Source organism: Herbidospora galbida (assembly GCF_005233835.1).
GTDB classification, from domain to species: Bacteria; Actinomycetota; Actinomycetes; order Streptosporangiales; family Streptosporangiaceae; genus Herbidospora; species Herbidospora galbida.
Window position 1 is genome coordinate 118212 of the sequence record NZ_SZQA01000014.1, and the last position, 23031, is coordinate 141242.

16 protein-coding genes and 2 tRNA genes are annotated in these 23031 nt (G+C 69.5%); 14 read left to right on the plus strand and 4 right to left on the minus strand.

From position 1 onward, the window contains the following. Window positions 1-37: 37 nt before the first annotated feature. On the minus strand, window positions 38-1306 hold the full coding sequence (locus FDA94_RS16550) for a phosphoribosyltransferase family protein (RefSeq protein WP_246059967.1): 1269 nt from the start codon (window positions 1304-1306) through the stop codon (window positions 38-40). Window positions 1307-1648: 342 nt separating this feature from the next. Between FDA94_RS16550 and FDA94_RS41555 the strand changes: the two genes are divergently transcribed. Then, entirely contained in the window at window positions 1649-2077 is a 429-nt protein-coding gene (locus FDA94_RS41555) for an EVE domain-containing protein (RefSeq protein WP_137247956.1), read from the plus strand. Window positions 2078-2155: 78 nt separating this feature from the next. On the opposite strand, the gene FDA94_RS16560 is transcribed toward FDA94_RS41555, so the two are convergent. After that, window positions 2156-2241 (minus strand) — tRNA-Leu (locus FDA94_RS16560). A 131-nt stretch (window positions 2242-2372) separates the two neighbouring features. On the opposite strand from FDA94_RS16560, the gene FDA94_RS16565 reads away from it, so the two are divergent. From FDA94_RS16565 to FDA94_RS16575, 3 genes are all read left to right on the plus strand, one after another. Continuing rightward, window positions 2373-3671 carry a M20/M25/M40 family metallo-hydrolase gene (locus FDA94_RS16565; protein WP_137247957.1) on the plus strand — a complete coding sequence of 433 codons (1299 nt, stop codon included), beginning with the start codon at window positions 2373-2375 and terminating at the stop codon, window positions 3669-3671. A 190-nt stretch (window positions 3672-3861) separates the two neighbouring features. Then, window positions 3862-4305 carry a hypothetical protein gene (locus tag FDA94_RS16570; protein WP_246059968.1) on the plus strand — a complete coding sequence of 148 codons (444 nt, stop codon included), beginning with the start codon at window positions 3862-3864 and terminating at the stop codon, window positions 4303-4305. Window positions 4306-4492: 187 nt separating this feature from the next. Beyond that, entirely contained in the window at window positions 4493-6412 is a 1920-nt protein-coding gene (locus FDA94_RS16575) for a chaplin family protein (protein WP_137247959.1), read from the plus strand. 142 nt (window positions 6413-6554) lie between these two features. On the opposite strand, the gene FDA94_RS40535 is transcribed toward FDA94_RS16575, so the two are convergent. Further along, on the minus strand, window positions 6555-6740 hold the full coding sequence (locus tag FDA94_RS40535; protein ID WP_081898449.1) for a DUF5703 family protein: 186 nt from the start codon (window positions 6738-6740) through the stop codon (window positions 6555-6557). Between the two features lie 192 nt (window positions 6741-6932). Here FDA94_RS40535 and topA point away from each other — a divergent pair, with 192 nt between their 5' ends. The 9 genes from topA to FDA94_RS16625 all read left to right on the plus strand — a co-directional run bounded on the left by topA (window position 6933) and on the right by FDA94_RS16625 (window position 18966). Beyond that, window positions 6933-9665, plus strand: a complete 2733-nt coding sequence (topA, locus tag FDA94_RS16585; RefSeq protein ID WP_137247960.1) for a type I DNA topoisomerase — start codon at window positions 6933-6935, stop codon at window positions 9663-9665. Between the two features lie 143 nt (window positions 9666-9808). Continuing rightward, window positions 9809-11059, plus strand: a complete 1251-nt coding sequence (locus FDA94_RS16590) for a metallophosphoesterase (protein WP_137247961.1) — start codon at window positions 9809-9811, stop codon at window positions 11057-11059. Window positions 11060-11224: 165 nt separating this feature from the next. Continuing rightward, window positions 11225-13255: a dTMP kinase gene (gene tmk, locus FDA94_RS16595; protein WP_137247962.1), complete on the plus strand. Its 2031-nt coding sequence runs from the start codon at window positions 11225-11227 to the stop codon at window positions 13253-13255. 9 nt (window positions 13256-13264) lie between these two features. Continuing rightward, a complete protein-coding gene (locus FDA94_RS16600; protein ID WP_137247963.1) occupies window positions 13265-14446 on the plus strand; it encodes a DNA polymerase III subunit delta' in 1182 nt (393 codons plus the stop codon). 77 nt (window positions 14447-14523) lie between these two features. Continuing rightward, window positions 14524-15051, plus strand: coding sequence for a SigE family RNA polymerase sigma factor (locus FDA94_RS16605; RefSeq protein WP_062336551.1), 528 nt, complete (start codon window positions 14524-14526; stop codon window positions 15049-15051). Beyond that, entirely contained in the window at window positions 15048-16517 is a 1470-nt protein-coding gene (locus tag FDA94_RS16610; protein WP_137247964.1) for a PQQ-dependent sugar dehydrogenase family protein, read from the plus strand. The genes FDA94_RS16605 and FDA94_RS16610 overlap by 4 nt, the downstream gene beginning before the upstream one ends. Before the next feature lie 66 nt (window positions 16518-16583). Continuing rightward, window positions 16584-17399 carry a PSP1 domain-containing protein gene (locus FDA94_RS16615; RefSeq protein WP_246059973.1) on the plus strand — a complete coding sequence of 272 codons (816 nt, stop codon included), beginning with the start codon at window positions 16584-16586 and terminating at the stop codon, window positions 17397-17399. After that, window positions 17396-18832 carry an alpha/beta hydrolase gene (locus FDA94_RS16620; protein ID WP_246059969.1) on the plus strand — a complete coding sequence of 479 codons (1437 nt, stop codon included), beginning with the start codon at window positions 17396-17398 and terminating at the stop codon, window positions 18830-18832. The genes FDA94_RS16615 and FDA94_RS16620 overlap by 4 nt, the downstream gene beginning before the upstream one ends. Window positions 18833-18889: 57 nt before the next feature. Then, a tRNA-Thr gene (locus FDA94_RS16625) sits at window positions 18890-18966 on the plus strand. Between the two features lie 306 nt (window positions 18967-19272). Here FDA94_RS16625 and FDA94_RS39235 read toward each other — a convergent pair. Continuing rightward, window positions 19273-19626, minus strand: coding sequence for an STAS domain-containing protein (locus FDA94_RS39235; RefSeq protein WP_170990980.1), 354 nt, complete (start codon window positions 19624-19626; stop codon window positions 19273-19275). Window positions 19627-19705: 79 nt separating this feature from the next. Between FDA94_RS39235 and FDA94_RS16635 the strand changes: the two genes are divergently transcribed. Then, a complete protein-coding gene (locus FDA94_RS16635; RefSeq protein ID WP_170990981.1) occupies window positions 19706-23023 on the plus strand; it encodes a SpoIIE family protein phosphatase in 3318 nt (1105 codons plus the stop codon). Window positions 23024-23031 lie beyond the last annotated feature (8 nt).

Below are 23031 nucleotides of genomic sequence, written 5' to 3' on the forward strand. Positions count from 1 at the left end.
GTCCTTTCAACCAGTTCATCCCCCTCCCCTGCGATTCCTACCCGGCCGGAAGAAGGCCGGTGAACCAGTCACGCGCCAGACCGGCGACGATCTCCAGCGCTCCCGGCTCTTCGAACAGGTGAGTGGCGTCAGGGACGATCTCCAGGCGGTTCTCGCAGCGCAACCGCTGCTGCGCCCTCCGATTGAGATCGAGCACCAGTTCGTCCCGGCCGCCCACGATCAGCAGCGTCGCCGCCCGCACCGCCGGCAGACGCGCCCCGGCCATATCCGGGCGCCCGCCACGGGAGACGACGGCGGCCACCGGGTTGCCCGGCTCCGCCGCCGCCCACAGCGCGGCCGCCGCCCCGGTGCTGGCGCCGAAGTAGCCGATCGGCAATCCGGCCACCCGAGGCTCGTCGGCCAGCCAGGTCGTCACCCGCCCGAGCCGCCCGGCCAGCAATTCGATGTCGAACACGTTGCCGCGGTCATACTCCTCGTCGACCGTGAGCAGGTCGAACAGCAAGGTGGCCAAGCCCGCCTGATTGAGCACCGAGGCCACGTACCGGTTGCGCGGACTGTGCCGGCCGCTGCCGCTCCCGTGCACGAACGCCACCACCCACTCGGCGTTCTCCGGGACGACGAGCTGTCCCGGCAGGCGGACAGGGCCGACGTCCACCATCACCTCCGGCTGAGCGGAAGCCTTCCGCAGCAGCTCGGCCACCTGATCGTCGGTGATCTGCGTGAAATCCGAGTAGCAGACGCCGATGCCCCAAAGAGCGGAGGGCGTCTCCAGGCAGATCACCTCTTCGGCGTCCTGACGCAGCCTCGCGAGGACGTCCGGAGTGCCGACCGGAACCGCCAGGACCACACGTACGGCGCCGTGCGCCCGAGCCACCCGGCAGGCGGCCCGAGCCGTGCCTCCTGTGGCAACCCCGTCGTCCACGATGACGACCGTCCGGCCCGTGAGGTCGAGCCGCTCCCGATCGGGCCGGAAGCGGCGCGCCCGAGCCTCCACCTCCTGCCGCTCACGCTCCTCCACCGTCGCGACGTCCTGCTCCGTCACACCGGTCATCCGGACGACCTCCGGGTTGACCACGCGTACGCCGCCCTCACCGATCGCGCCGAACCCGAGCTCAGGCTGGAACGGCACTCCCAGCTTGCGGACCACGATCACATCCAGCGGCGCACCCAAGGACTGGGCCACATCGAACGCCACAGGCACACCACCCCGAGGCAACCCGAGGACGACCGGCTTCTCCCCGGCAAGCCCAGCCAGACGTTGCGCCAGCCGAACACCGGCATCATGGCGATCGACGAACATCGTCATAACCGCCTCCTCAGCACTTCCCCTGTCCCCCGCGTCGGTGACGAAGGCTCCCCTCTCTTCACCATTAGGCCTCGGGGAGCACAGTGCGCACGGTCTAAAGGCCCAGTTCGCGAGCGCAGCCGGGGTTGACCAATTCGCTGTCCGTACGAATGGCGACCCCGTGCTCGGTGACCTCGACCGAGGCATAGGTGACGTTTGCCGAGAAGCCATGCGTTCATGGGGAGTCGAGAGGAATCAGGAGATCTTGACTGGTCGAGGGTGCCGCCTGGAGATCTTCTTGATCGGCGAGTAGACGTGGGCGAGCCTTTCGGTAAGCGTTGAGGCCCGTGTCCAAGGAGGATCATGCGTTACTGGCTGCTGACCTGGAATCCCAAGACCTTCGACCTGGCCGCCGCTCGTCGAGATGGCCAGCCGATCGGAGACTGGCGAGTGGGAAGATTCCGTGACGAACTCCAGGTAGGTGATCGCTTCCTCTTCTGGCGCTCGGGCGGCGGTGGCATCGCGGCACTCGGACGGATCGGCGGCGCGCCGGTGTTCAAGCCGGTGCCATCCCCGGACTACTGGACTGAGGTACCTGTGCAGGCCTTTCGTGCCATGGCTACGAGAGCGTGGCGGAATGCCTCGGTCGAGATGCAAAACGCCTGGCGCCGCACCTGCACATGGCCATGCGCGGCACCCTGTCCCGCGCGGACATCCGCGCTGCCGCGGCGGCCACCTATCACCGTGCCGAACCGGCAGCCAAGGCCAAGATCTACGCCCATCTCGGCCTGACACCGGCCTACCACCCGGCACAGCAAAAAGTCCTGGTCGCCTCTTCGGCTGACCAGGACTCCATGGGGTTACGGTTTGTGTCCGAGGGGGGACTTGAACCCCCATGCCCATCACTGGGCACTAGCACCTCAAGCTAGCGCGTCTGCCTATTCCGCCACCCGGACCGGTGACCCACACACGGAACGTCTTCCCCGCGTCGGCTGTTAAAGGTTAGCACTCCCGGCCGCGTGGTTCATCCCGAGATCCAACCGGCAGGATGGGAACCGCAAGCCGAACCACGCTCTGGAGGAACGCCATGACCGCCGTCACCGGCGAGAACGACGTCGTCACCCTGTGCCAGGAACTCATCCGCATCGACTCCACGAACGCGGGCGACAACCGCGGGCCGGGGGAACGCGAGGCGGCGGAGTACGTAGCGGCAAAGCTGGACGAGGTCGGCATCGAGGCCACGATCTTGGAAAGCGATCACAAGCGGGCGAACGTCATCGCCAGGATCGAGGGCACCAACCCCGACCGTGAAGGGTTGATCCTCCACGGCCACCTCGACGTCGTCCCCTTCCGCGCCGAAGACTGGCGGCATCATCCCCTCTCCGGCGAGATCGCCGACGGGTGCGTCTGGGGGCGGGGGGCGGTGGACATGAAGGACATGGACGCCATGATCCTCGCCACCGTCCGCAAGCGGCTGCGGGAAGGGCGTCGTCCCGAGCGGGACGTCCTGCTCATCTTCACCGCCGACGAGGAGGCCGGGGGCAGCTACGGCGCGCAGTGGCTCGTCGACAAGCATCCCCATCTCTTCGAGGGGGCCACCGAGGCCATCGGCGAGGTCGGCGGGTTCAGCGTGACCCTGGCCGAGGACAAGCGCCTCTACCTCATCGAGGCCGCCGAGAAGGGCATCGCCTGGATGAAGCTGACCGCCACCGGGCGGGCCGGCCACGGATCGATGCTCAACCACGAGAACGCCATCACCGAGCTTTCCGAGGCCCTCGCCAGGATCGGGCGTTACGAGTGGCCGATCCGGATCACCCCCACGGTCCGGTCGTTCTTCAAGGAGGCCTTCGACATCGAGATCGAGGCCGAGAGCGCCGAGGCCGCCGTGGCCAAGCTCGGGCCGCTCGCCCGGATGATCGGCGCGACCCTCCGGAACACGACCAACCCGACGATGCTGGAGTCGGGATACAAGGCCAACGTCATTCCCCAGACGGCCACCGCGCGGGTCGACGGGCGGTTCCTGCCCGGTGCGGAGGAGGAGTTCTTCGAGAAGATCGACGAGCTTCTCGGGCCCAACGTGACGCGCGAGTTCGACTACCACGACATCGCCGTGGAGACCTCGTTCGACGGGCGGCTGGTCAAGGCCATGGCCGACGCGCTCGAACAGGAGGACCCGGGCGCGAAGGCCGTTCCCTACATGCTCTCCGGCGGCACCGACCTCAAGGCGTTCACCCGGCTGGGAATTCGCGGATTCGGGTTCGCTCCGCTCAAGCTGCCCGCTGACCTGGACTTCTCTGGGATGTTCCATGGCGTGGACGAGAGGGTGCCGGTCGATTCGCTCCAGTTTGGGGTGCGGGTGCTTGATCGATTCCTTGACTACTCCTGAGTATCGGGTTGCGATCACTTGGCGTGGCTGTAAAGTTACTCCGCGTTGAGGGGTTGATCCGCACTGGGCGGCTCGACGGCAACTGGGAGGTCGCGTGTTCCGCATGCCGAGTGTTCAGCGAGGGGCGTTCGCGCCCGTCGTTGACCGGCATGCAGACGCGGCCGTCCCCGCCGGGAGCCGGGAAGCTCGGATGGCGCGGTTCGCGGCCGATTCCCGGCTGAGTCGCCTGTTGGTCGTCGGTGGTCTGATCGCCGTCGGCTGGGTGCTCGGAGTGGTCTTCGGGTTCGCCGGTGAGGCACACGCCTCCACCGGCACCGTCCCCTCACCTGTCGTCGCCGGGTCGGTGCAGGTCGCCGACGGATTCCCCACGGCGGGCGACGCGCAGGCCATGGCCGGGCGCAACGTCGACGGGCTCACCAGCTCGTCCACGCCGGTCGCGCCTCCACCCGCCTCCGCCGAACACTCTCAGGGCAACGGGCTCGTTCCCCCGAACGGCGGCGGTTCCATCCTTTTCGGGGATGTCGCTCGGTCCTTCTCCGGCCCGCGGCCCGCGGCCCTGCCTGTTCCCATGGCGGCCGTGCTTCCCCCGGTCGTCCGCACAGCGGCGGACGACCCTTCGTTCTCCCCTGACTGATCCCGCGACCCGGTGGTCGGTCTCGCCTGAGCCCTGACTTTTCCCCGTCAGGCAGGCATCTCTTTCTCCGCGCGGAGTCGCGGAATTCCCCAATCCTCGTGACGCTCCATGGCACCGCTGTGCCTTCGGCCTGGAGTTCTTCTGTCGCGAGTTGTCAGGTACCCCCAGAACAAATGGAGTTTTCATCATGCGAACGTGGGCGAAGGGCTCTGCCCCCGCGGCTCTCCTCGCGGCCGGCGTCATGGCCCTCGGCACGGGGACCGCGGTCGCCGACACCGATGGCCAGAGCTCGATCGGTGGCGGTAACCAGGTCAACCTGCCGGTGTCCCTCCCGATCGACCTGAGCGGCAACGCCGTCGGGGTGGCGGGCGGCTCGACCGCCACGTCGAAGGGCGGCGCGTCCGTCGACAACAGCAACACCTCTGGTAAGGGCATCCAGGGCAACACCTCCGGCAAGAGCAGCGTCCTGGGCGGAAACCAGGTGAACGCGCCGGTCAGCGCGCCGATCAACGCCTGTGGCAACGCGATCGCGCTGTTCGGCAACTCCGACGCCGGGTGCAAGGGCGGCTCGGAGGTCAAGACCTCGGGTCAGGGCGGCGCCGGCAAGAACACCACTAACGGCGATCACAGCCTGCTCGGCGGCAACCAGGTCACGGCGCCGATCAGCGCCCCCATCAACGCGTGCGGCAACGCGGTGGCGATCTTCGGTGACGCCGTCGCGGGCTGCAAGGGCGGTTCGACCGTCAAGAACACCGGGGCCGGCCCCGGCGGCAACTCCACGTCCGGACGCTCCGCCGCCCTCGGCGGCAACCAGGTCATCGCGCCGGTCAGTGCGCCGATCAACGTCTGCGGCGTCACCGTCGCGGTCTTCGGCGACGCGTTCTCGGGCTGCAAGGGCGGCTCGACCTCGACCAACGGCGACCCCGGTCCGAAATACCAGCACGGTCACGGCAAGCCCGGCTCGACCGGCAACGACACCGACGGGCGCTTCGGCGCCGGCAGCGGCAACCAGGTGATCGCCCCGGTCAACCTTCCCGTCAACGTCTGCGGCAACGCCATCGGGGGCGCGCTGGCCGGATGCAAGGGCGGTTCCGAGGCGGTCAACACCACGCCGGGCACCGGTGCGGGCGGCAACACCACCGACGGCCGTTCGGGGGTCGTCGCGGGCAACCAGATCGTGGCGCCGATCACCGCACCGATCAACATCTGCGGCAACGCGGTCGCCCTGTTCGGCGAGGCCTTCGCCGGGTGCAAGGGCGGCGCCACCGCCAAGAACGGCGGCAAGGGCGCCGGCGGCAACACCACCTCCGGCCGGTCCGGGGTCGTCGCGGGCAACCAGGTCATCGCGCCGATCACCGCGCCCATCAACGCGTGCGGCAACGCCGTCGCGGCGGCGGGCGGGGCCGAGGCCCACTGCACCGGCAACGTCTCCGCCGAGGGCGGGCCCGGCGGCGGTGGCAACAAGACCGACGGCAAGTCCGGCGTGCTCGCCGGGAACCAGGTCATCGCGCCGATCACCGCGCCCATCAACGCGTGCGGCAACGCGGTCGCCGGGCTGGGCGACGCCGCCGCCGGGTGCCTCGGGGGCAGCCGGGTCGGCCGTTCGGTCCACCACACCACCGGCGACGGCTACGACAACCTGACCCAGAGCTGGGGCAAGGTCGACGCGGCCGAGACCTCCGGCCCGCTGCCCGCCCTGCCGGCGATGAGCTCGGCCCGTCAGCTCACCAAGATGAGCGCCGCCGGTCTGCCGCTGGTCGGCGACCTGCCCGGCATGCTCGGCCTCCCGGCGCTGCCCGGCCTGCCCGGCGCTCCGGCCGTCCCGGCCGCCGCCGGTGGCAAGAAGGCTCCCGGCAAGAACGCGCAGGCCAGCCCGCTGGCCCCGGTCACCGGTGCGGCCCAGGGCCTGCCGGTCGCGGGCTCGCTCGGTTCGGCCGCCTCGGCCCTGCCGGTCGGCGGGCTCGGCCTGATGAGCGCCGCCCAGCCCGACTCGATCACGGGCATGAACTCGGGTTCACTGGCCGCCCTGCTGCTGGGCGCCATGTTCGCCGCCTCGGCCACCATGTTCGCCGGCGCCCGTCGCCTGCGCTTCGGTCGCCGCAAGTAATCGGTCGCCGCAAGTAAGACGTGCCGCCGCCGTCAGGCGGCGAGTCAACAAGGTGTCTCCCCTGGCCGGGCGGTTCCCGCTGGGGGAGGCGGGAAAGCTTTGCCCGTCTCGGGGGCGCGGCCCGGGGCGGGCAAAGCCATGTTTAAAGAGTGCTGACCGCGCGTATGATCTTCCGTCGCAGCCAGACCCTGCGGCTGCCGTCGGAATAGAGACGCAGACGGTGGAGTTCCCAATGGCCGTATTCGGCATGTTCCGTCAGGAGTTGACGAGCCGCTTCACGTGAGGTTCCGCGTGGAAGGAAGAGCTCCATGTAGGAGTAGTCGAGCACAGCGATTAGTCTCCCGTTGGGGACGGTGGAGTCCGATGGGCTCTATTCTGCGTCCTCGTGGGATAACGGGTCCAGGTGGTTACAGACCGGGGCCCACCCGGGTAGCCCGAGGGGGAGGGCCGCTCGTGACGGGTTACCGTGAAAGGCCCACACCGACGGGGATCAGCAGCGAACAGCGAGGTAGGTAGCAGCGTGCCAGCGAACAACGGCAACGCCGGCGGAACCCGCCTGGTGATCGTCGAGTCGCCCGCGAAGGCGAAGACGATCGCCGGGTACCTCGGGCGCGGTTACGTCGTCGAGTCCAGCATCGGCCACATCCGCGATCTTCCGGGGAAGGGCGACACCATCCCCGAGGAGTACGCGAGCCAGGCCTGGGCCAAGCTCGGCGTGAACGTCGACGACGACTTCGAGCCGCTCTACATCGTGAACAGCGACAAGAAGTCGCAGGTATCGAAACTGAAGCAGCTTCTCAAAGAGGCCGACGAGCTCTACCTCGCCACTGACGAAGACCGCGAGGGCGAGGCCATCGCGTGGCACCTGCGCGAGGTGCTGAAGCCGAAGGTGCCCGTCCACCGGATGGTCTTCCACGAGATCACCCCGCAGGCGATCCGCGACGCCGTGGCCAACCCGCGCGACCTCAACCTGCGTCTGGTCGACGCGCAGGAGACCCGGCGCATCCTCGACCGTCTCTACGGTTTCGAGGTCAGCCCGGTCCTGTGGAAGAAGGTCAAGCAGGGGCTCTCGGCGGGCCGCGTCCAGTCGGTCGCGACGCGGCTGGTGGTCGAGCGGGAGCGCGACCGCATCGCGTTCACGAGCGCCTCCTACTGGGACCTTTCCGCCGTTTTCGACACCGGGCTCGACAGTGACGATCCCAGCCGGTTCGGTGCGACTTTGCTGTCCGTCGCGGGCAAGCGTGTGGCCCAGGGCCGCGATTTCGGCTCCGACGGCCTGCTGACCAGGAAAGACGTGCTCCACCTCGACCAGGCCGCCGCCACCGCGCTGGCCGGTCGGCTGAACGGGGCCTCTTATTCGGTACGTTCGGTCGAGCGCAAGCCGTACACGAGAAAGCCCTATGCGCCGTTCCGGACGACCACCCTCCAGCAGGAGGCGAGCCGGAAGCTCGGGTTCTCGGCGAAGTTCACCATGCAGGTGGCCCAGAAGCTCTACGAGAACGGGTTCATCACCTACATGCGTACCGACAGCATCACGCTGTCGGAGACCGCCGTCGCGGCCGCTCGGGCGCAGGCGATCAAGCTCTATGGGTCGGCTTACGTCCCCGACAAGCCGAGGGTGTACGCCAGCAAGGTCAAGAACGCGCAGGAGGCCCACGAGGCGATCCGCCCGTCGGGTGAGGAGTTCCGCACCCCCGGCGAGACCGGGCTCTCGGGCGACATGTTCCGCCTCTACGAGCTCATCTGGCAGCGCACCGTCGCCTCTCAGATGAAGGACGCCGAAGGCGAGTCGGTCTCGGTGCGGGTCCTGGCCGACCGCGAGCAGGCCGAGTTCAGCGCGACCGGCCGCACCATCACCTTCTACGGCTTCCTGAAGGCCTACGTCGAAGGCGCCGACGACCCGTCGACCGACCGCGACGACTCCGAGAAGCGGCTGCCGAACCTCGCCGAGGGCCAGGCGGTCAACGTCCTGGAGCTCGCCCCGGCCGGCCACGCGACCAAGCCGCCCGCCCGCTACACCGAGGCGTCGCTGGTCAAGGAGCTGGAAGACCGCGAGATCGGGCGGCCGTCGACCTACGCGTCGATCATCGGGACGATTCTGGAACGCGGCTACGTGTTCAAGAAGGGCACCGCGCTGGTGCCGTCGTTCCTGGCGTTCGCCGTGGTCAACCTGCTGGAGCAGCACTTCGGCAACTTGGTCGACTACGACTTCACGGCCGAGATGGAGAAGGTCCTCGACGACATCGCCAACGACCGCGCCGAGCGGGTGCCGGAACTGCGGCGCTTCTACTTCGGCGACGGTGGCGACGGTGACGAGGGTCTGAAAGACCTGGTCAGCGACCTGGGCAACATCGACGCCAAGGAGATCAGCTCGTTCCCGATCAAGGGAACCGACATCGTCATCCGCGTCGGCCGCTACGGGACCTACCTCGACCGCGAGGGTTCGAAGGTCAACGTGCCCAGCGACGTCACGCCCGACGAGCTGACCGCCGAGAAGGCCGAAGAGCTGTTCGCCCAGCCCTCCAGCGCTCGTGAGCTGGGCGTCGACCCGTCGACGGGGCACGCGATCTGGGTGCGCAACGGGCCCTACGGCCACTACGTGACCGAGGTGCTGCCCGAGGAGGCCCCGGCCGCCGACGCCCCGAAGAAGCGGGTCAAGAAGGCCGACCAGCCGAAGCCGCGCATCAGCTCGCTGTTCAAGACGATGGACCCCGAGACGATCACCCTCGACGACGCGCTCCGGCTGCTGACGATCCCCCGCGTGGTCGGGGTGATCGACGGCGAGGAGGTCGTCGCCCACAACGGCAAGTTCGGTCCCTACATCAAGAAGGGCACCGACTCCCGGTCGCTGACGGCCGAGGAGGAGCTGCTCACGATGACGATCGAGCAGGCCAAGGAGGTGTTCGCGCAGCCGAAGCAGCGGGGCCGCAGGGCCGCCGCCGCGCCGCTGCGCGAGCTGGGCGAAGACCCGGCGTCGAAGAAGCCGGTCGTGGTGAAGGAAGGCCGCTTCGGTCCCTACGTGACCGACGGCGAGACGAACGCGTCGCTGCGCAAGGGCGACACGGTCGAAGAGATCACCATCGAGCGGGCGGCCGAACTGCTCGCCGACCGGCGCGAGAAGGCTCCGGTCAAGAAGGCGCCCGCCAAGAAGGCTCCGGCGAAGAAGGCCACCACCGCCACGAAGGCGAAGACGGCGGCGGCGAAGTCGACGACCGCGAAGCCGACGGCTCGGGCGAACACCAAGGCCAAGTAGGGGTTTACAGCTTGTCAGCCTGCGCGGTCCGCCGCGCAGGCGGCGGTTGTCCACAAGCGACAGGTTGTCCACAGGCGGCTCTCCCGGCTGCGCCACGCGGGTTCTTTGCTCGTAGCATGAGCGCGGTCCGATAGGGGGTAACCGTGGGTTTTCTCGTCGTCGTGTTCGGCGTGGTCTTCGCCGTCCACTTCTACCTCTACCGGCGGCTGATCCGGTCGACGACCCTGCCGGGCCGGGCCAGGAAAGCGCTGACCGGTGTGCTGGTCCTCCTGCTCGTGCTGCTGCTGGTGGCGCTGGTCGGCACCCGCGTGGCGTCGTCGTGGCTCGTCCACCTGCTGGCCTGGCCGGGGTTCATCTGGGTCGCGGTCATGTTCTACGTGACGCTGATCTGCCTCGCGCTGGAGATCCCCCGGCTGGTCCTCGGCCACTTCTTCAAGGGCGATCCGGTCAAGGCGGCGCCGCCGCCGAAGGTCATCCCGGCCACGGTCGGGTCGCCGTCCGGGCCCAGGAAGATCGAGATCGAGGTCGAAGACGTCGTCGAGCCGCCCAAGCGGCCCGACCGCCGGCTGTTCATCAACCGCGCGGCCGCCGTGGTGGCCGGGGTCGGAGCGGGCACGATCGTCGGGTTCGGCCTCGAATCGGGGCTGGGCGATCCCGTGCTGGAGAGGGTGCCGATCAAGCTGCCCAACCTCGACCCCCGGGCCAGTGGCCTGCGGATCGCCCTGGTCAGCGACATCCACCTCGGCCCGCTGACGGGCATCGCGCACACCGAGCGCATCGTCGAGCAGATCAACCGGTGCGACGCCGACATCGTGGCCATCGTGGGCGATCTCGTCGACGGGAGCGTCGGGGAACTGGGCCATCTGGCCGCCCCGCTGACCCACATCAAGGCTCGCCAGGGCACCTACTTCGTCACCGGCAACCACGAGTACTACATCCAGGGCGGTCCCGACGAGTGGATCGACACCCTGCGGTCCTACGGCATCCGCACGCTGGCGAACGAGCGCCTGCCGATCTATCACGACGGCGTCCAGGCGATCACGCTGGCCGGGGTGAACGACGTCAACGGGGCCACCATGCAGGCCGGTCCCGACCTCCACCCCGCCCTCTTCGGCCGGCCCGAGGGGGTGCCGACGGTCCTGCTGGCCCACCAGCCGGTCATCGGCGCCGAGGCGGCGAAGTGGGGGGTCGACCTCCAGCTCTCCGGCCACACCCACGGCGGGCAGATGGTGCCGTTCGACCGGATCGTGCCGCTCCAGCAGCCCGTGGTCCGGGGGCTCGACACGATCGGCGAGATGCAGATCTACGTCACCAGAGGCGCCGGGTTCTGGGGGCCGCCGGTCCGGGTCGGGGCGCCGCCCGAGGTCACGCTGATCCGGCTGGAGCACGCCTGACGTGGCGACCCGGCGATGGGTTGGCGCTCCCGCCGAAGTCGGGGCTAAAGCGCATGACTACTGCGGCACTTCGCGGTTCGTAATACCCTCAGGCGATGAGCAGCCGGGGCAAACCGGCCCGCTCCAGCCCCCCACCCGCAGCGAGCACCTGGATACGCTGACACCATGAGCACCCCCGGCCGGGCCCGTAAGCAGTCGCACGTGCTGGCCATCGCTCCGTTCCGCCGCCTGTGGACCGCGATGTCCGTCGGCGGGCTGGGCGACTGGCTGGCTCTGATCGCGTTGACCGCCCTGGCCGGCACGCTCACCCAAGGCGACGGCTACCCGACGCAGAGCCTGGTGATCGGCGGGGTCTTCCTGGCCAAGCTGCTCCCGGCCGTCCTGCTGGGGCCCCTCGCCGGGCTGCTGGTCTCCAAGGTCGACTGGCGGCTGGCCATGGCCGCGGCCGACGCGGTGCGGTTCGTGGTGGTCCTGCTGGCGCTGGTCATCGGCGGCCACCAGTGGCTCATCCTGGCGATGTTCCTGATCGAGTGCGCGTCCCTGGTGTGGAGCGCGGGCCGCGACGCCGCCGTCTCCGGGCTGGTGCCCGCCGACCGGCGGGCCGACGCCGACCGGGTGGGCCTGCTCGCCTGGTATGCCATGGCGCCCCTCGCCGCCTTCCTGTTCGCCCTGGTGGCGGGCCTGGTCAACGTGCTCGCGGCGATCATCCCCGGGTTCGGGCCCGGCACCGGGAAGGTGATGATCGTGGTGGCCGGGATCTGCTACCTCGCCACCGCCGCCCTGGTGTTCACCCTCGACCTGCGCAACGCGGGCGGGGCCCCCAAGCCGTCGGTGCTGACCCAGCTCGCCGACGGCTGGCGGCTCGCGGCGGCCAACAGGGCCGTCAAGCGGCTCTACGTCGGCATGATCGGCGTGTTCGCCGCGGTCTCCATCGTGGTGGCCGTCGGGCGGGCCTACGTCGGGGTGCTCGGCGGCGGCGACGCCGGATACGCCACGGTGTTCTGCGCCGTGTTCGTGGGGGCTGCCGTGGGGTCGTTCTTCGGGCTGCGGTGGCTGACGGAGCTGTCGCGCAGACGGTTCTTCGGGCTCTCGATCATCCTGGCCGGGCTGACGGTCGCGGCCATGGGCCTGATCCACAACCTGGTGCTCGTGGCCGTGCTGACCTTCGTCTCCGGGGTGTTCGCCGGCATCGCCTGGATCATCGGCTTCACCGTGATCGAGGCCGAGTCAGAGGGCCGTCGGCCGGTCGACTTCCTCCACGCCGCCGCCCGGGTCGTGTTCCTGGGCGTGGTCGCCGTGTCGGCGCTCGTGGGCGGCTTCTTCGGCGAGCACGAGCTGACGGTCAACGGGCTGGCCTACGCGTTCGACGGGGCCAACCTGGTGCTGCTCGTCGGGGCCGTGGTGGCCGTGGTGATCGGCGTCCTGTCGCTGCGGCGGCTCGACGACCGGCCCGAGGTGCCGTTGCGGGTCGACCTGCTGGCCGCGCTGCGCGGCGAGCGGTTCGCGCCCGAGCCCCAGGAAGAGGCGCCGGGCATGTTCATCGCCTTCGAGGGCGGTGAGGGCTCCGGCAAGACCACGCAGTCGCGGCTGCTCGCGATCTGGCTGCGCGACCAGGGGTTCGACGTCGTCCAGACCCGCGAGCCGGGGTCGACCAAGGTCGGCATGCGGCTGCGGGCCATCCTGCTCGACTCCACCCACCAGGGCCTGTCGGCCCACGCCGAGACGCTGCTCTACGCCGCCGACCGGGCCGAACACGTCGAGAAGGTCATCAGGCCGGCGCTGGAGCGCGGGTCGATGGTCGTCTGCGACCGCTACGTCGACTCGTCGCTGGCCTACCAGGGCGCCGGTCGCGTCCTCGGGGCCGACGAGGTCGCCCAGGTCAACCAGTGGGCCACCGGTGGGCTGGTGCCCCATCTGACCGTGCTGGTCGACGTGCCGCCGTCGGTGGGCCTGCGGCGGCACGCCCACCCGGCCGACCGGATCGAGTCGGAGCCGCTCGACTTCCACGAGCGGGTCCGCTCGGAGTTCCGCGCCCTCGCCGCCCGCGATCCTGAGCGCTACTTCGTCGTCGACGGCACGCTCAGCCAGCCCGAGGTGTCCCGGTTGATCCAGGATCGGGTCCGTGAGGTGCTGCCCGACCCGGTGCCCCGGGAGACCGAGGCCAACACCGGAACGATGCCCGCGATCAGGGACTAGCCTTTCCGGGTGGACGTGTTCGATGACCTCGTCGGCCAGGAACAGGCCGCGACGGTCCTGCGCCGGGCCGCCGCCGCTGCCGCCGAGGTGCTCGCCGGGGGTCGCGGCGCGGGCATGACCCACGCCTGGCTCTTCACCGGGCCGCCCGGTTCGGGCCGCTTCGACGCCGCCAAGGCCTTCGCGGCCGCCCTGCTCTGCCCCGACCAGGGGTGCGGACACTGCGACGCCTGCCACCAGGTGATGATCGGCTCCCACCCCGACCTCGAGTCGGTCCGGCCCCAGGGGCTCTCGTACGGCGTCAAGCAGACCCGCGAGCTCATCCTCCGGGCCGCCGGGCGGTCGACGATGGGCCGCTGGCGGGTGGTGCTCTTCGACGACGCCGACCGGGCGACCGAACAGGCGGCCAACGCCCTCCTGAAGGCCATCGAGGAGCCCCCTCCCCGGACGGTCTGGCTGCTCTGCGCGCCGGCCCCCGACGACATGATCATCACCATCCGGTCGCGCTGCCGCGTGGTGACCCTGGTGACGCCGTCGAGCCAGGCCGTGGCCCACGCCCTGGTGACCAGAGACGACGTGGCTCCCGGGGTGGCCGAGTCGGTGGCCAGGGCGGCCCAGGGCGATCTGGCCCGGGCCCGGCGGCTGGCGCTCGACGAGTCGGCCAGGGGGCGGCGCGAGGCCGTACTGTCGATCCCCAAGAGCCTGACCAACGTCGGCGAGTGCATCGCCGCGGCCGAGAAGCTCGTGAAGACCGCCGACGAGGACGCCGCGGCGGCCACCGCCGAGCTCAACGAGAGTGAGATCGCCGAGCTGCGGGCCATCTACGGCGAGGGCTCGACGGGGAAGGGCCTGAACAAAGGCCTGGTCAGAGGTGGCGCGGGGGCGCTGAAGGAGTTGGAGACGGCGCAGAAGTCCCGGGCGACCCGGATCAAGCGCGAGTCGCTCGACACGGCGCTGCTCGACCTGATGGCCTTCTACCGCGACGTGCTGGCGGTGCAGTTCGGGGCGCCGGTCGAGCTGGCCAACGGTGACCGGCGGGCGGAGCTGGAGGCGGCGGCGCGGGCGTCCAGGCCGGAGGAGACGCTGAAGCGCACCGCGGCGATCATGCGCTGCCGCGAACGACTGGCGGCCAACGTGAACCCGCAGATCGCGGTCGAGGCGCTCACCCTTGCCCTGTGGAAACCGGGGAACTGAGCGCGGGCTGCTCGATCGGTCTGGACATTGGGACGGCGGGGCGAGCAACCTCGGAGGGTTCTGTACGTCTCTGAAGCATGCAGGCCGAAACGGTGGACATCGCCCTCTCCTCCGGTGATCGCGATGAGGCGATCAGCCGCCTCTACGAGGAGCATGCGCTCGGGCTGACCAAGCTGGCCCTGATCATGCTCGGCGATCGGGAGAGCGCGGAGGACGCCGTCCAGGACGCGTTTCTGGGGCTGCACCGGCGGTGGCGGCTGCTTCGTGATCCGGCCGCTGCGCTGCCCTATCTGCGGAGTTCGGTGCTGAACAACGCGCGCAGCGTGCTGCGGCGAAGACGGCTGCCGTCGTGGTTCGCGGGGGCCTACGACCCGCCCGTCTGGTCGGCGGAGTCGGCGGCGTTACTCGGGGCGGAGCGCCGGGAGGTCCTGGAGGCCCTGCACCGGCTGCCGCAGCGGCAGCGGGAGGCGCTGGTGCTGCGGTACTACGCCGAACTGTCGGAGGAGGAGACCGCCCAGGCGATGGGGGTCAGCCGGGGGACCGTCAAGTCCACGACCTCGCGGGCACTTGACGCGCTGGGGCGCATTCTTGGAGAGAACGCATGAACGACGTCATTTCCCGCCTGAAGGACGCGACGACCGCCGTGGGCGACACGATCTCCGAGGTGCCTCCGCTGCGTCTGGAGGAGGCCAGGAAGGGCTTTCTGGTGCCGGTGGCGGCGGCGCTGGCGGTCGGGCTGGCGATCGTGGGGAGCGTGGTGATGACACGGGGCGGGCTGAACCAGACGGCGGCGAGCACGGCGGCTCCCCGGTTCATCGTGGAGGTCAGGGATCAGTCGGCGCTGATCGTCCGAGGGGCGGGCGACGGGGCCGAACTCGATCGGGTCGAGGGGGTGCCGGGGTGGCTGTACAACCATGTCCAGGCCGCTCCGGACAACCGGACCTTCTACGCCTCCTTGAGCGGGCCCGTGCGATGCGCCAGCAGGATCGTCCGATTCACCGTGGACGGTGACGGGCGGGCCGGGGCCCTCACCGACGTGCCGGTCAGACCTCCGGCCCGGACCAGGATCAGCGCTTTCGCGGTGAGCGGGGACGGGACGAAGGTGGCCTACGGGGCGGTGCCCTGTGTGACGGACGGCGACGATTCCGGTTATGTCGTGGTCGCCGACGCCGAGTCGGGGGAGGATCGGCGGCTCCAGGTCAGGGCGAGATTCGGGTTCACGTCGATGTCGACGAGCGATGACGGGTCCAAGATCGCGTACATGACCCTGCCGGAAGGCCGGACGGTGACCGCCCGGGAACCGGCGGTGGTCGTGGCGCCGGCACCGGTTCGGAGCGCCGCGCCTCCCGGGATGCCGACGCCGGTTCCGAGCCCCGTGCCGACACCGCTTCCGAGTGCCGCCGTATCCGCGCCGCCGGAGGACCCGGTGATCGTTCCAGTGCCCACATACACGCTGTCTGAGGACGTGCTGGTCGCTCCGTCGCCCGGCCCGTCCGGCAACACGGTGATCGTCGTGCCTTCTCTCAGGCCCTCGCCGAGTGGTGACATCGTCGTGTATCCCGCTCCCACCTCCGTGCCGCCCACCCTCGGCACGCTGGAGGGGGTCAGTTCGTGCCGTTTCGTCGCGCTCCAGGAGAACGGGCAGATCCCGGTCGATCAGCTGCGCACGCTCGACTGCGCCGACTCGCCCGAGATCTACGTGCTCGACGCCGACGAGCCCGGCGCCCCGCCTCGCCGCGTGGTGCTGTCGGGGGAGCTCGACGGGGCGAAGGTCCAGTTCTACGGGGTGCGGATGTCTCCCGACGGCACCCGGCTGATCGCCGGGGTGAGCACCGGGATGGCCCGGCTCGACGACCCCCAGGCCGCGATCATGGCGTTCGACCCGGCCGGCAGGGAACCGGCCGAGGTGCTCTACCGGGGCCGCGCCTGGTTGCGGGTCCTCGATCTGGCCGCCGGGGGGAGCCGGATCCTCGTCCAGAGCGAACTCGAGATCGGGGAGGTCTCCGAGAACGCGTACCGGAAGGTGATGGACATTCCCGGCCGTGTCATGGACGGAGTGGTTGCCTGGTAAAGAGGGCGCGTAGGGTGGCGGGAAGGCGCAACCACACGAGGAGGCCGGGCTCCCTTGGGCATGATGATGGCCGTGAGCTTCACCCGATACGGGCGGCTGTACTACCTCGATCCGGGTGGCCACTCTCCGAAGGTGGGCGATCGGGTCCTCGTGCCGACCGACGCCGGGTTCGAGGTCGCCGAGACGATCTGGGCCCCCCAATGGGTCTCGGAAGACGTCGACGGCCTGCCCGTCTGCGGCGGCATCGCCGGTGAGGAGCACCTGACCCGCGACGAGTCCAACAAGCGCCGCCGCGCCGAGGCCCGCAGCGTGTCCAAGCGCCTCATCAAGCGCCACGACCTGCCGATGAAGGTGGTCGGCGTCGACTACCTCGACGCCGACAACGTCTACACGGTCTACTTCTCGGCCCCCCACCGGGTCGACTTCCGCGCGCTGGTCCGCGACCTCGCCCGCAACCTGCGCGCCCGCGTCGAGCTCCGCCAGATCGGCCCCCGCGACGAGGCCCGGCTGCAGGGCGGGATCGGCCCGTGCGGGCGCGATCTGTGCTGCGCCACCTTCCTGAAAGACTTCGAACCCGTTTCCGTACGCATGGCGAAAGACCAGGACCTCCCGGTCAACCCGCTGCGGATCGCCGGGGCGTGCGGCCGCCTGATGTGCTGCCTGAAGTTCGAGCACCCGCTCTACCAGGAGTTCCGCGCCGGAGCCCCCCGGGTGGGCCTGACCGTCGACACTCCTGAGGGCGCTGGGGTCGTCGTCGGCCACAACGTCCCGTCCGATTCGGTGATCGTGCGGCTCAACGACGGCGGCCGGCGGTGCGCGTGCTCCAAGGCGAGCGTGTGCGGGCCGAGGAAGGCGTACGACGAAACCTACGAATCGTCGTGAGGCGACTGCTGCTGGCGCTGGCCCTGCTGGCGACCGGGTGTTCGGCGCCCGAGGCGGCGTCGTTCCGCGACCAGGCGCTGTCGTGGACGCCATGCCATGAGGGCTTGGAGTGCGCGACTCTGGCCGTACCGCTCGACTATGACCAGCCCGACGGCGAGAAGATCGAGATCGCCGTCGCGAAGCTTCCCGCCACCGGCGACCCCATCGGCTCACTGCTGATCAACCCGGGCGGCCCGGGAGGGTCGGGCATCGATTATGTACGTGATTCGCCCGTCTCCGACACGCTGCGCCAGCGGTTCGACCTGGTCGGCTTCGACCCCCGTGGCGTGGGCGAGTCCACGCCGCTGCGCTGCCTGTCCGAAGCCGACGTGGAGTCCTACCTGTCGCTCGACATGACCCCCGACACCCCCGAGGAAGAGGCGGCCATGGTCGCCGGCGCGAAGAAGTTCGCCGACGGCTGCCGGCAGAACGCCGGCTCCCTCCTGGCCCACGTGGGGACGGCCGACGCGGCCCGCGACATGGACGTGCTCCGAGAGGCCCTGGGCGACGCGAAGCTGACCTACCTGGGCAAGTCCTACGGAACCTACCTCGGGGCGGTCTACGCGCAGCTGTTCCCCGACCGGGTGCGTGCGCTGGTCCTCGACGGGGCGATCGACCCCCGGATCTCGGCGCTGGAGTTGAACGAGGTGCAGGCCAAGGGCTTCGAGGTGGCGATGCGGGCCTTCGTCGAAGACTGCTTCACCACCGCCGACTGCCCCTTCTCCTCCCGCACGGTCGAGGGCGCCCTCGACGAGATCTCCCGGCTGCTGCAACGGGCCGACCTGCTGCCGCTGCGGAACCAGACCGACTCCCGGGTGATCAACGACACGTGGGCGGCCTTCGGCGTGATCACCCCGCTTTACGATCGCGGTTCGTGGGAGATCCTGCGGGGAGCGCTCAAGGAGGCCTTCGCCGGCGACGGAACCCAGCTGCTGCGGATGGCCGACGTGCTGCTGGGCCGGCGGATCGACGGATCGTGGACGAACCAGACGGAGTCCAACAAGGCGGTCAACTGCGTTGATCACGCCTATCCGGGAGAGGTGGCCGACTACGAGTCGGCGGCCAAGAAGGCGGCCAAGGTGGCGCCGCGGTTCGGGAAGTTCGTGATGTGGGACAGCCTGGCCTGCGCCTACTGGCCGACCCGCTCTGCCGACGCCGACCTGAAGATCAACGGGGCGGGGGCGGCGCCGATTCTGGTCGTGGGGACTACCCGCGATCCTGCCACGCCTTATGAGTGGGCTGAGGCGTTGGCTTCGGAGCTGGAGTCGGGGGTTCTGCTGTCTTATGACGGGGATGGGCATACGGCTTATCTGACGGGGTCGTCGTGCGTCGATCGGGCCGTGGACGGGTACCTGGTGGATCTTGCGGTGCCCAAGGAGGGGACTCGGTGTTGATCGTGGGCGCGGAGTGGGGGGCGGAGGCTGTACAGTAGGACTGCTGCTTGCCAGCATGCCGCCTTAGCTCAGTCGGCCAGAGCGACGCACTCGTAATGCGTAGGTCTGGGGTTCGATTCCCCAAGGCGGCTCCAAGCTGAAAGGCCCTTGACCTGGGATTTCCCGGTCGAGGGCCTTTGTCGTTGCTGGATCTTGCCAACAGGCCTCTGTGAGGGCCTTGGCGAAGATGTCGGCGGCCGAGGCTTCCGCTGACGGACGACGTGAGCGTAGACGCGCAAGGTGATCGCAGGGTCGGCGTGGCCGGGGCGGAGGTCGTGTAGCCGGGCGTGGGGCAGCGGGGTTCCTGCTTCTCTGGACGCCTTGATCAGGTTGGCGGCCTGGCCGCCGCAGAGGCCGAAGGGGTCATCGGCACGAGAGCCGCCGAAACAACCTGCGCTGCCTCATCGTTCCTGGGCGGCGGCGAGCGCCGTGGTCAGGTCGGGATGTACGGGAAGCCAGTCGGCCATGCCCGTCAGCCAGAGCACCCGGGTGCGGCGGGGGTCGCCTCCGTACACGGAGAGAATGCCCCCGTTCTCGCGGGCGACGCGATGTTGGTCGCTGATCGTGCTCAGACCGCCGGAGTCGAGGAACGTCACCCCGGACAGGTCCAGGATGAGCCGTGCGCCGGGGGCGGCCAACGCTTCAGTCAGCGCGACAGCGAGAATCGACTTCGTCAGCGCGTCGATCTCGCCTTCGGGCGCCAGTACGCCGATCCCGCCTTCCCGCCGGGACGAAATGTGCAAGCGGGGCTTCATAGAACGCGCCTCTCCGAGGGTCGCCGATGGCACTGTTCCCCCCACCAACTGTAGGACAGACTGCAACGAGGAGGTGCGGGTGGCAGAGCAGGCGGCGGCGCGCGCGATGAACGCCGTCCTCACGGGCGGTGGCGTCATGGGCGCCATGATCGCCGCGCATGACTGGTCGGGCACCCCGCTCGGCCCCATCGACATGTGGCCCGTCGGCCTGCGCGGCGCACTGGGAGTCTGCCTGGCCAGCGAGTTTCCCATGGTTATCTTCTGGGGGCCCGAACTCACCCAGCTCTACAACGACGCGTTCGTGCCGATCCTCGGCGAGAAGCACCCGTCGGCGCTCGGCGCGCCCGCCGAGGAGACGTGGCGTGAGGTGTGGGACGTCGTGGGGCCCATGCTCAACGGAGTCGTAGAGAGTGGGCGAGCCGCGTACTTCGAAGACTTGCTGGTGGTGCCCACCCGCAACGGTTTCCCTGAGGAGACCTACTTCACCTTCACCTACGCACCTGCCAGAGACGACGCGGGCAACGTCGCAGGCGTGTTCGCCGTCGTGAGCGAGACCACCGGCAAGGTGCTCGGCGACCGCCGCATGGCGATCCTGCACCAACTCGCCGAGCGCACCATGACCGCGATCTCGGCGGCCGACGCGGCCGAGGCCGCCGCTGAGGTGTTCAGCGGCCACCCCATCGATGTCCCGTTCGCGCTGATCTATCTGCTGGCACCGGACGGCGACACCGCGACCCTTGCCAGTGCCGCCGGGCTGAGTCCCGGGGGCGAGTTGAGCCCCGTATTCGTCGACCTCGCCGCCCGCACCGCGACGGCCTGGCCGCTCGCCGCCGCGCTCACCGGTCCGCTGGTTGCTCCCTGTCCGCCCAGCCCGGAGCTACCGCCGACCCGTGAGGGCTTCGACCCCATCAGGCGCGCCCTGGTTCTACCCATCGGCTCGTCATCCGGTCAGCGGTCCGCTGGAATCCTCGTGGCCGGACTCAACAGCGGGCGCCCGCTCGACGACGACTACCGCGCCTTCCTCGGCCTAGTCGGCGGTCACATCGCCGCCGCCGTCACCAACGCCGTCGCGTTCGACCACGAGCGCCGACGCGCGGAGCAACTCGCCGCGCTCGGCGAGGCCAGGTCGCGGTTCTTCGCGAACGTCAGCCACGAGCTGCGCACTCCGCTCACCCTCATGCTCGGCCCCCTGGAAGACGCCCTCGCCGATTCGACCGGGCCCCATCCGCGTGACCGCGAGGGTGTCGAGCTGGCCCACCGCAACGCGCTGCGGCAGCTCAACCTGGTGAACAAACTGCTCGACTTCTCGCGCGCGGAGGCCGGAGCCACCGAGCCGAGGCTAGAGGCGGTCGATCTGGCCGAGCTCACCTCCCACCTAGCGGACTTGTTCCGCCCGGTGCTTAGCCACAGCGGTCTGACCTTCGAAGTCGACTGTCCGCCGCTATCCCACCCGGTGCTGGTCGACCGCGGCATGTGGGAGAAGATCGTCCTCAACCTGCTGTCCAACGCGTTCAAGTTCACCTTCGAAGGTGGTGTGCGGGTTTCGCTCGACCTCGATCCCGAGGCGTCGGTACGCCTACGAGTCGCCGACACCGGGACCGGGATCCCACCCGAGGACGTGGGCCGCCTGTTCGAGCGCTTCCACCAGGTGCCCGGAGGAAGGTCCCGCAGCGCTGAGGGGAGCGGAATCGGGCTGTCGCTGGTCTGCGAACTCGTCGACCTCCTCCAGGGGGGCATCGATGTGACCAGCGAGGTAGGCGTGGGCAGCGTGTTCACGGTGACGATTCCCTTCGAGCCGGTCGACGGGGCGGTGGAGCCGTGTACGACCGCGCCGGAGACGGCGGGCTTCATCGAAGAGGCGATGAGCTGGACGGCGGGTCAGCCGCCCGTCGAGCACGGTCCGGTCGAAGTGCTCGTCGTCGACGACAACGCCGACATGCGCGCCTACCTGAACCGGGTCCTGGCCCCTCACTGGCGCATCCACGCCGTTCCCGACGGCCGCCGCGCGCTGCAGTTCCTGGAGGCCGCGCAGTCGCCACCCGAGCTGGTCCTAACCGACGTGATGATGCCCGACCTCGACGGGTTCGGACTCCTCAAGGCCATCCGCGCCGCCGATCACCTTCGCGACATCCCTGTGATCATGGTGTCGGCACGGGCCGGTCAGGAAGCCGTTATCGAGGGACTGGACGCCGACGCCGACGCCGACGACTACCTGGTCAAACCGTTCACCAGCGCCGAACTCATCGCCCGCGTGCGCACCAACCTGACGACCGCGCGCAGCCGTCGCCACGCAGCGGACCGGATCAGGGCCCTGTCGGCGGTCGCCCAGGAGCTCAGCGGCAGTCTCCAGCCGCGCCATGCCGCCGAGATCCTCGCCGGACACATGGTTCCCGACTACTCCGACGGCTGCTCGGTGTGGTTGCCCACCGAGGATGATCCGGAGGTACGCCGCCTCGCCCATCTCGCCACCGGGCCGGGACTGTCTCCGCAGTTGCGCCACGCCCTGTCGGAACCCGGGGAGGCGCCCGCCGGTACGCTCGACCTCCCGTTCGGGTACGTGGACGCGACCGGGCAACGGACCGCCATGCTGCGGCTCGCTTCCTCCTCGTTGAGGTTCGACGAGCGGGTCTGGCTGCGCGAGCTGCTCGACCTGGCCGGGTTGGCGCTGACCAACGCGGCGAGCTACCGTCACGAGCACGGCATAGCGCTGCAACTCCAGCAGTCCCTCCTGCCCATGGCCCTGCCGGTGTCCAAGCGGTACAAACTGGCTTCCCGCTATCGCGCCGGAGCCGCAGGACATCAGGTCGGCGGCGACTGGTACGACGCCTTCCACCTGCCCGACGGACGGCTCGGCCTGACGATCGGTGACGTGATCGGCAACGGTATCCAGGCCGCCGCCCTGATGGGCCGGGTACGCAGCGCCATGCGGGCCTACGTCCTGGAGGGCATGCCGCCCGCCAGGGCGATGGAGAAAGTCAACGTGTTTCTCGAAAGCGTCGGCAGGAATCAGTTCACCACCGCGTTCGCCGCCGTATACGACCTTGATACCCGCTGGCTCGAGTACGCCAACGCCGGCCACCTTCCCCCTCTCCTCGTCGCCGACGAAGAGGCCGAACTCCTCGACGTACGCCCCAACCTGTGCCTCGGTCTGCAGACGACGTTCACCTATATCGGCCAGCGTGTGTGGCTGACGCCCGGGTCAACGCTCCTGCTCTACACCGACGGCTTGGTCGAGCGCCGTGACGAGTTCCTCGACGACCGGCTCGCGCAACTCCGTGACGCTTTCGCGGGCTTCTCCGGAAACTCTGACGAGATGTGCGATCACGCGCTCACGGCTATGTCGGTCCCCGCGCAGCACGCCGACGACGACATCGCACTGCTGACCCTCTCCGTGTGAAATCAGGT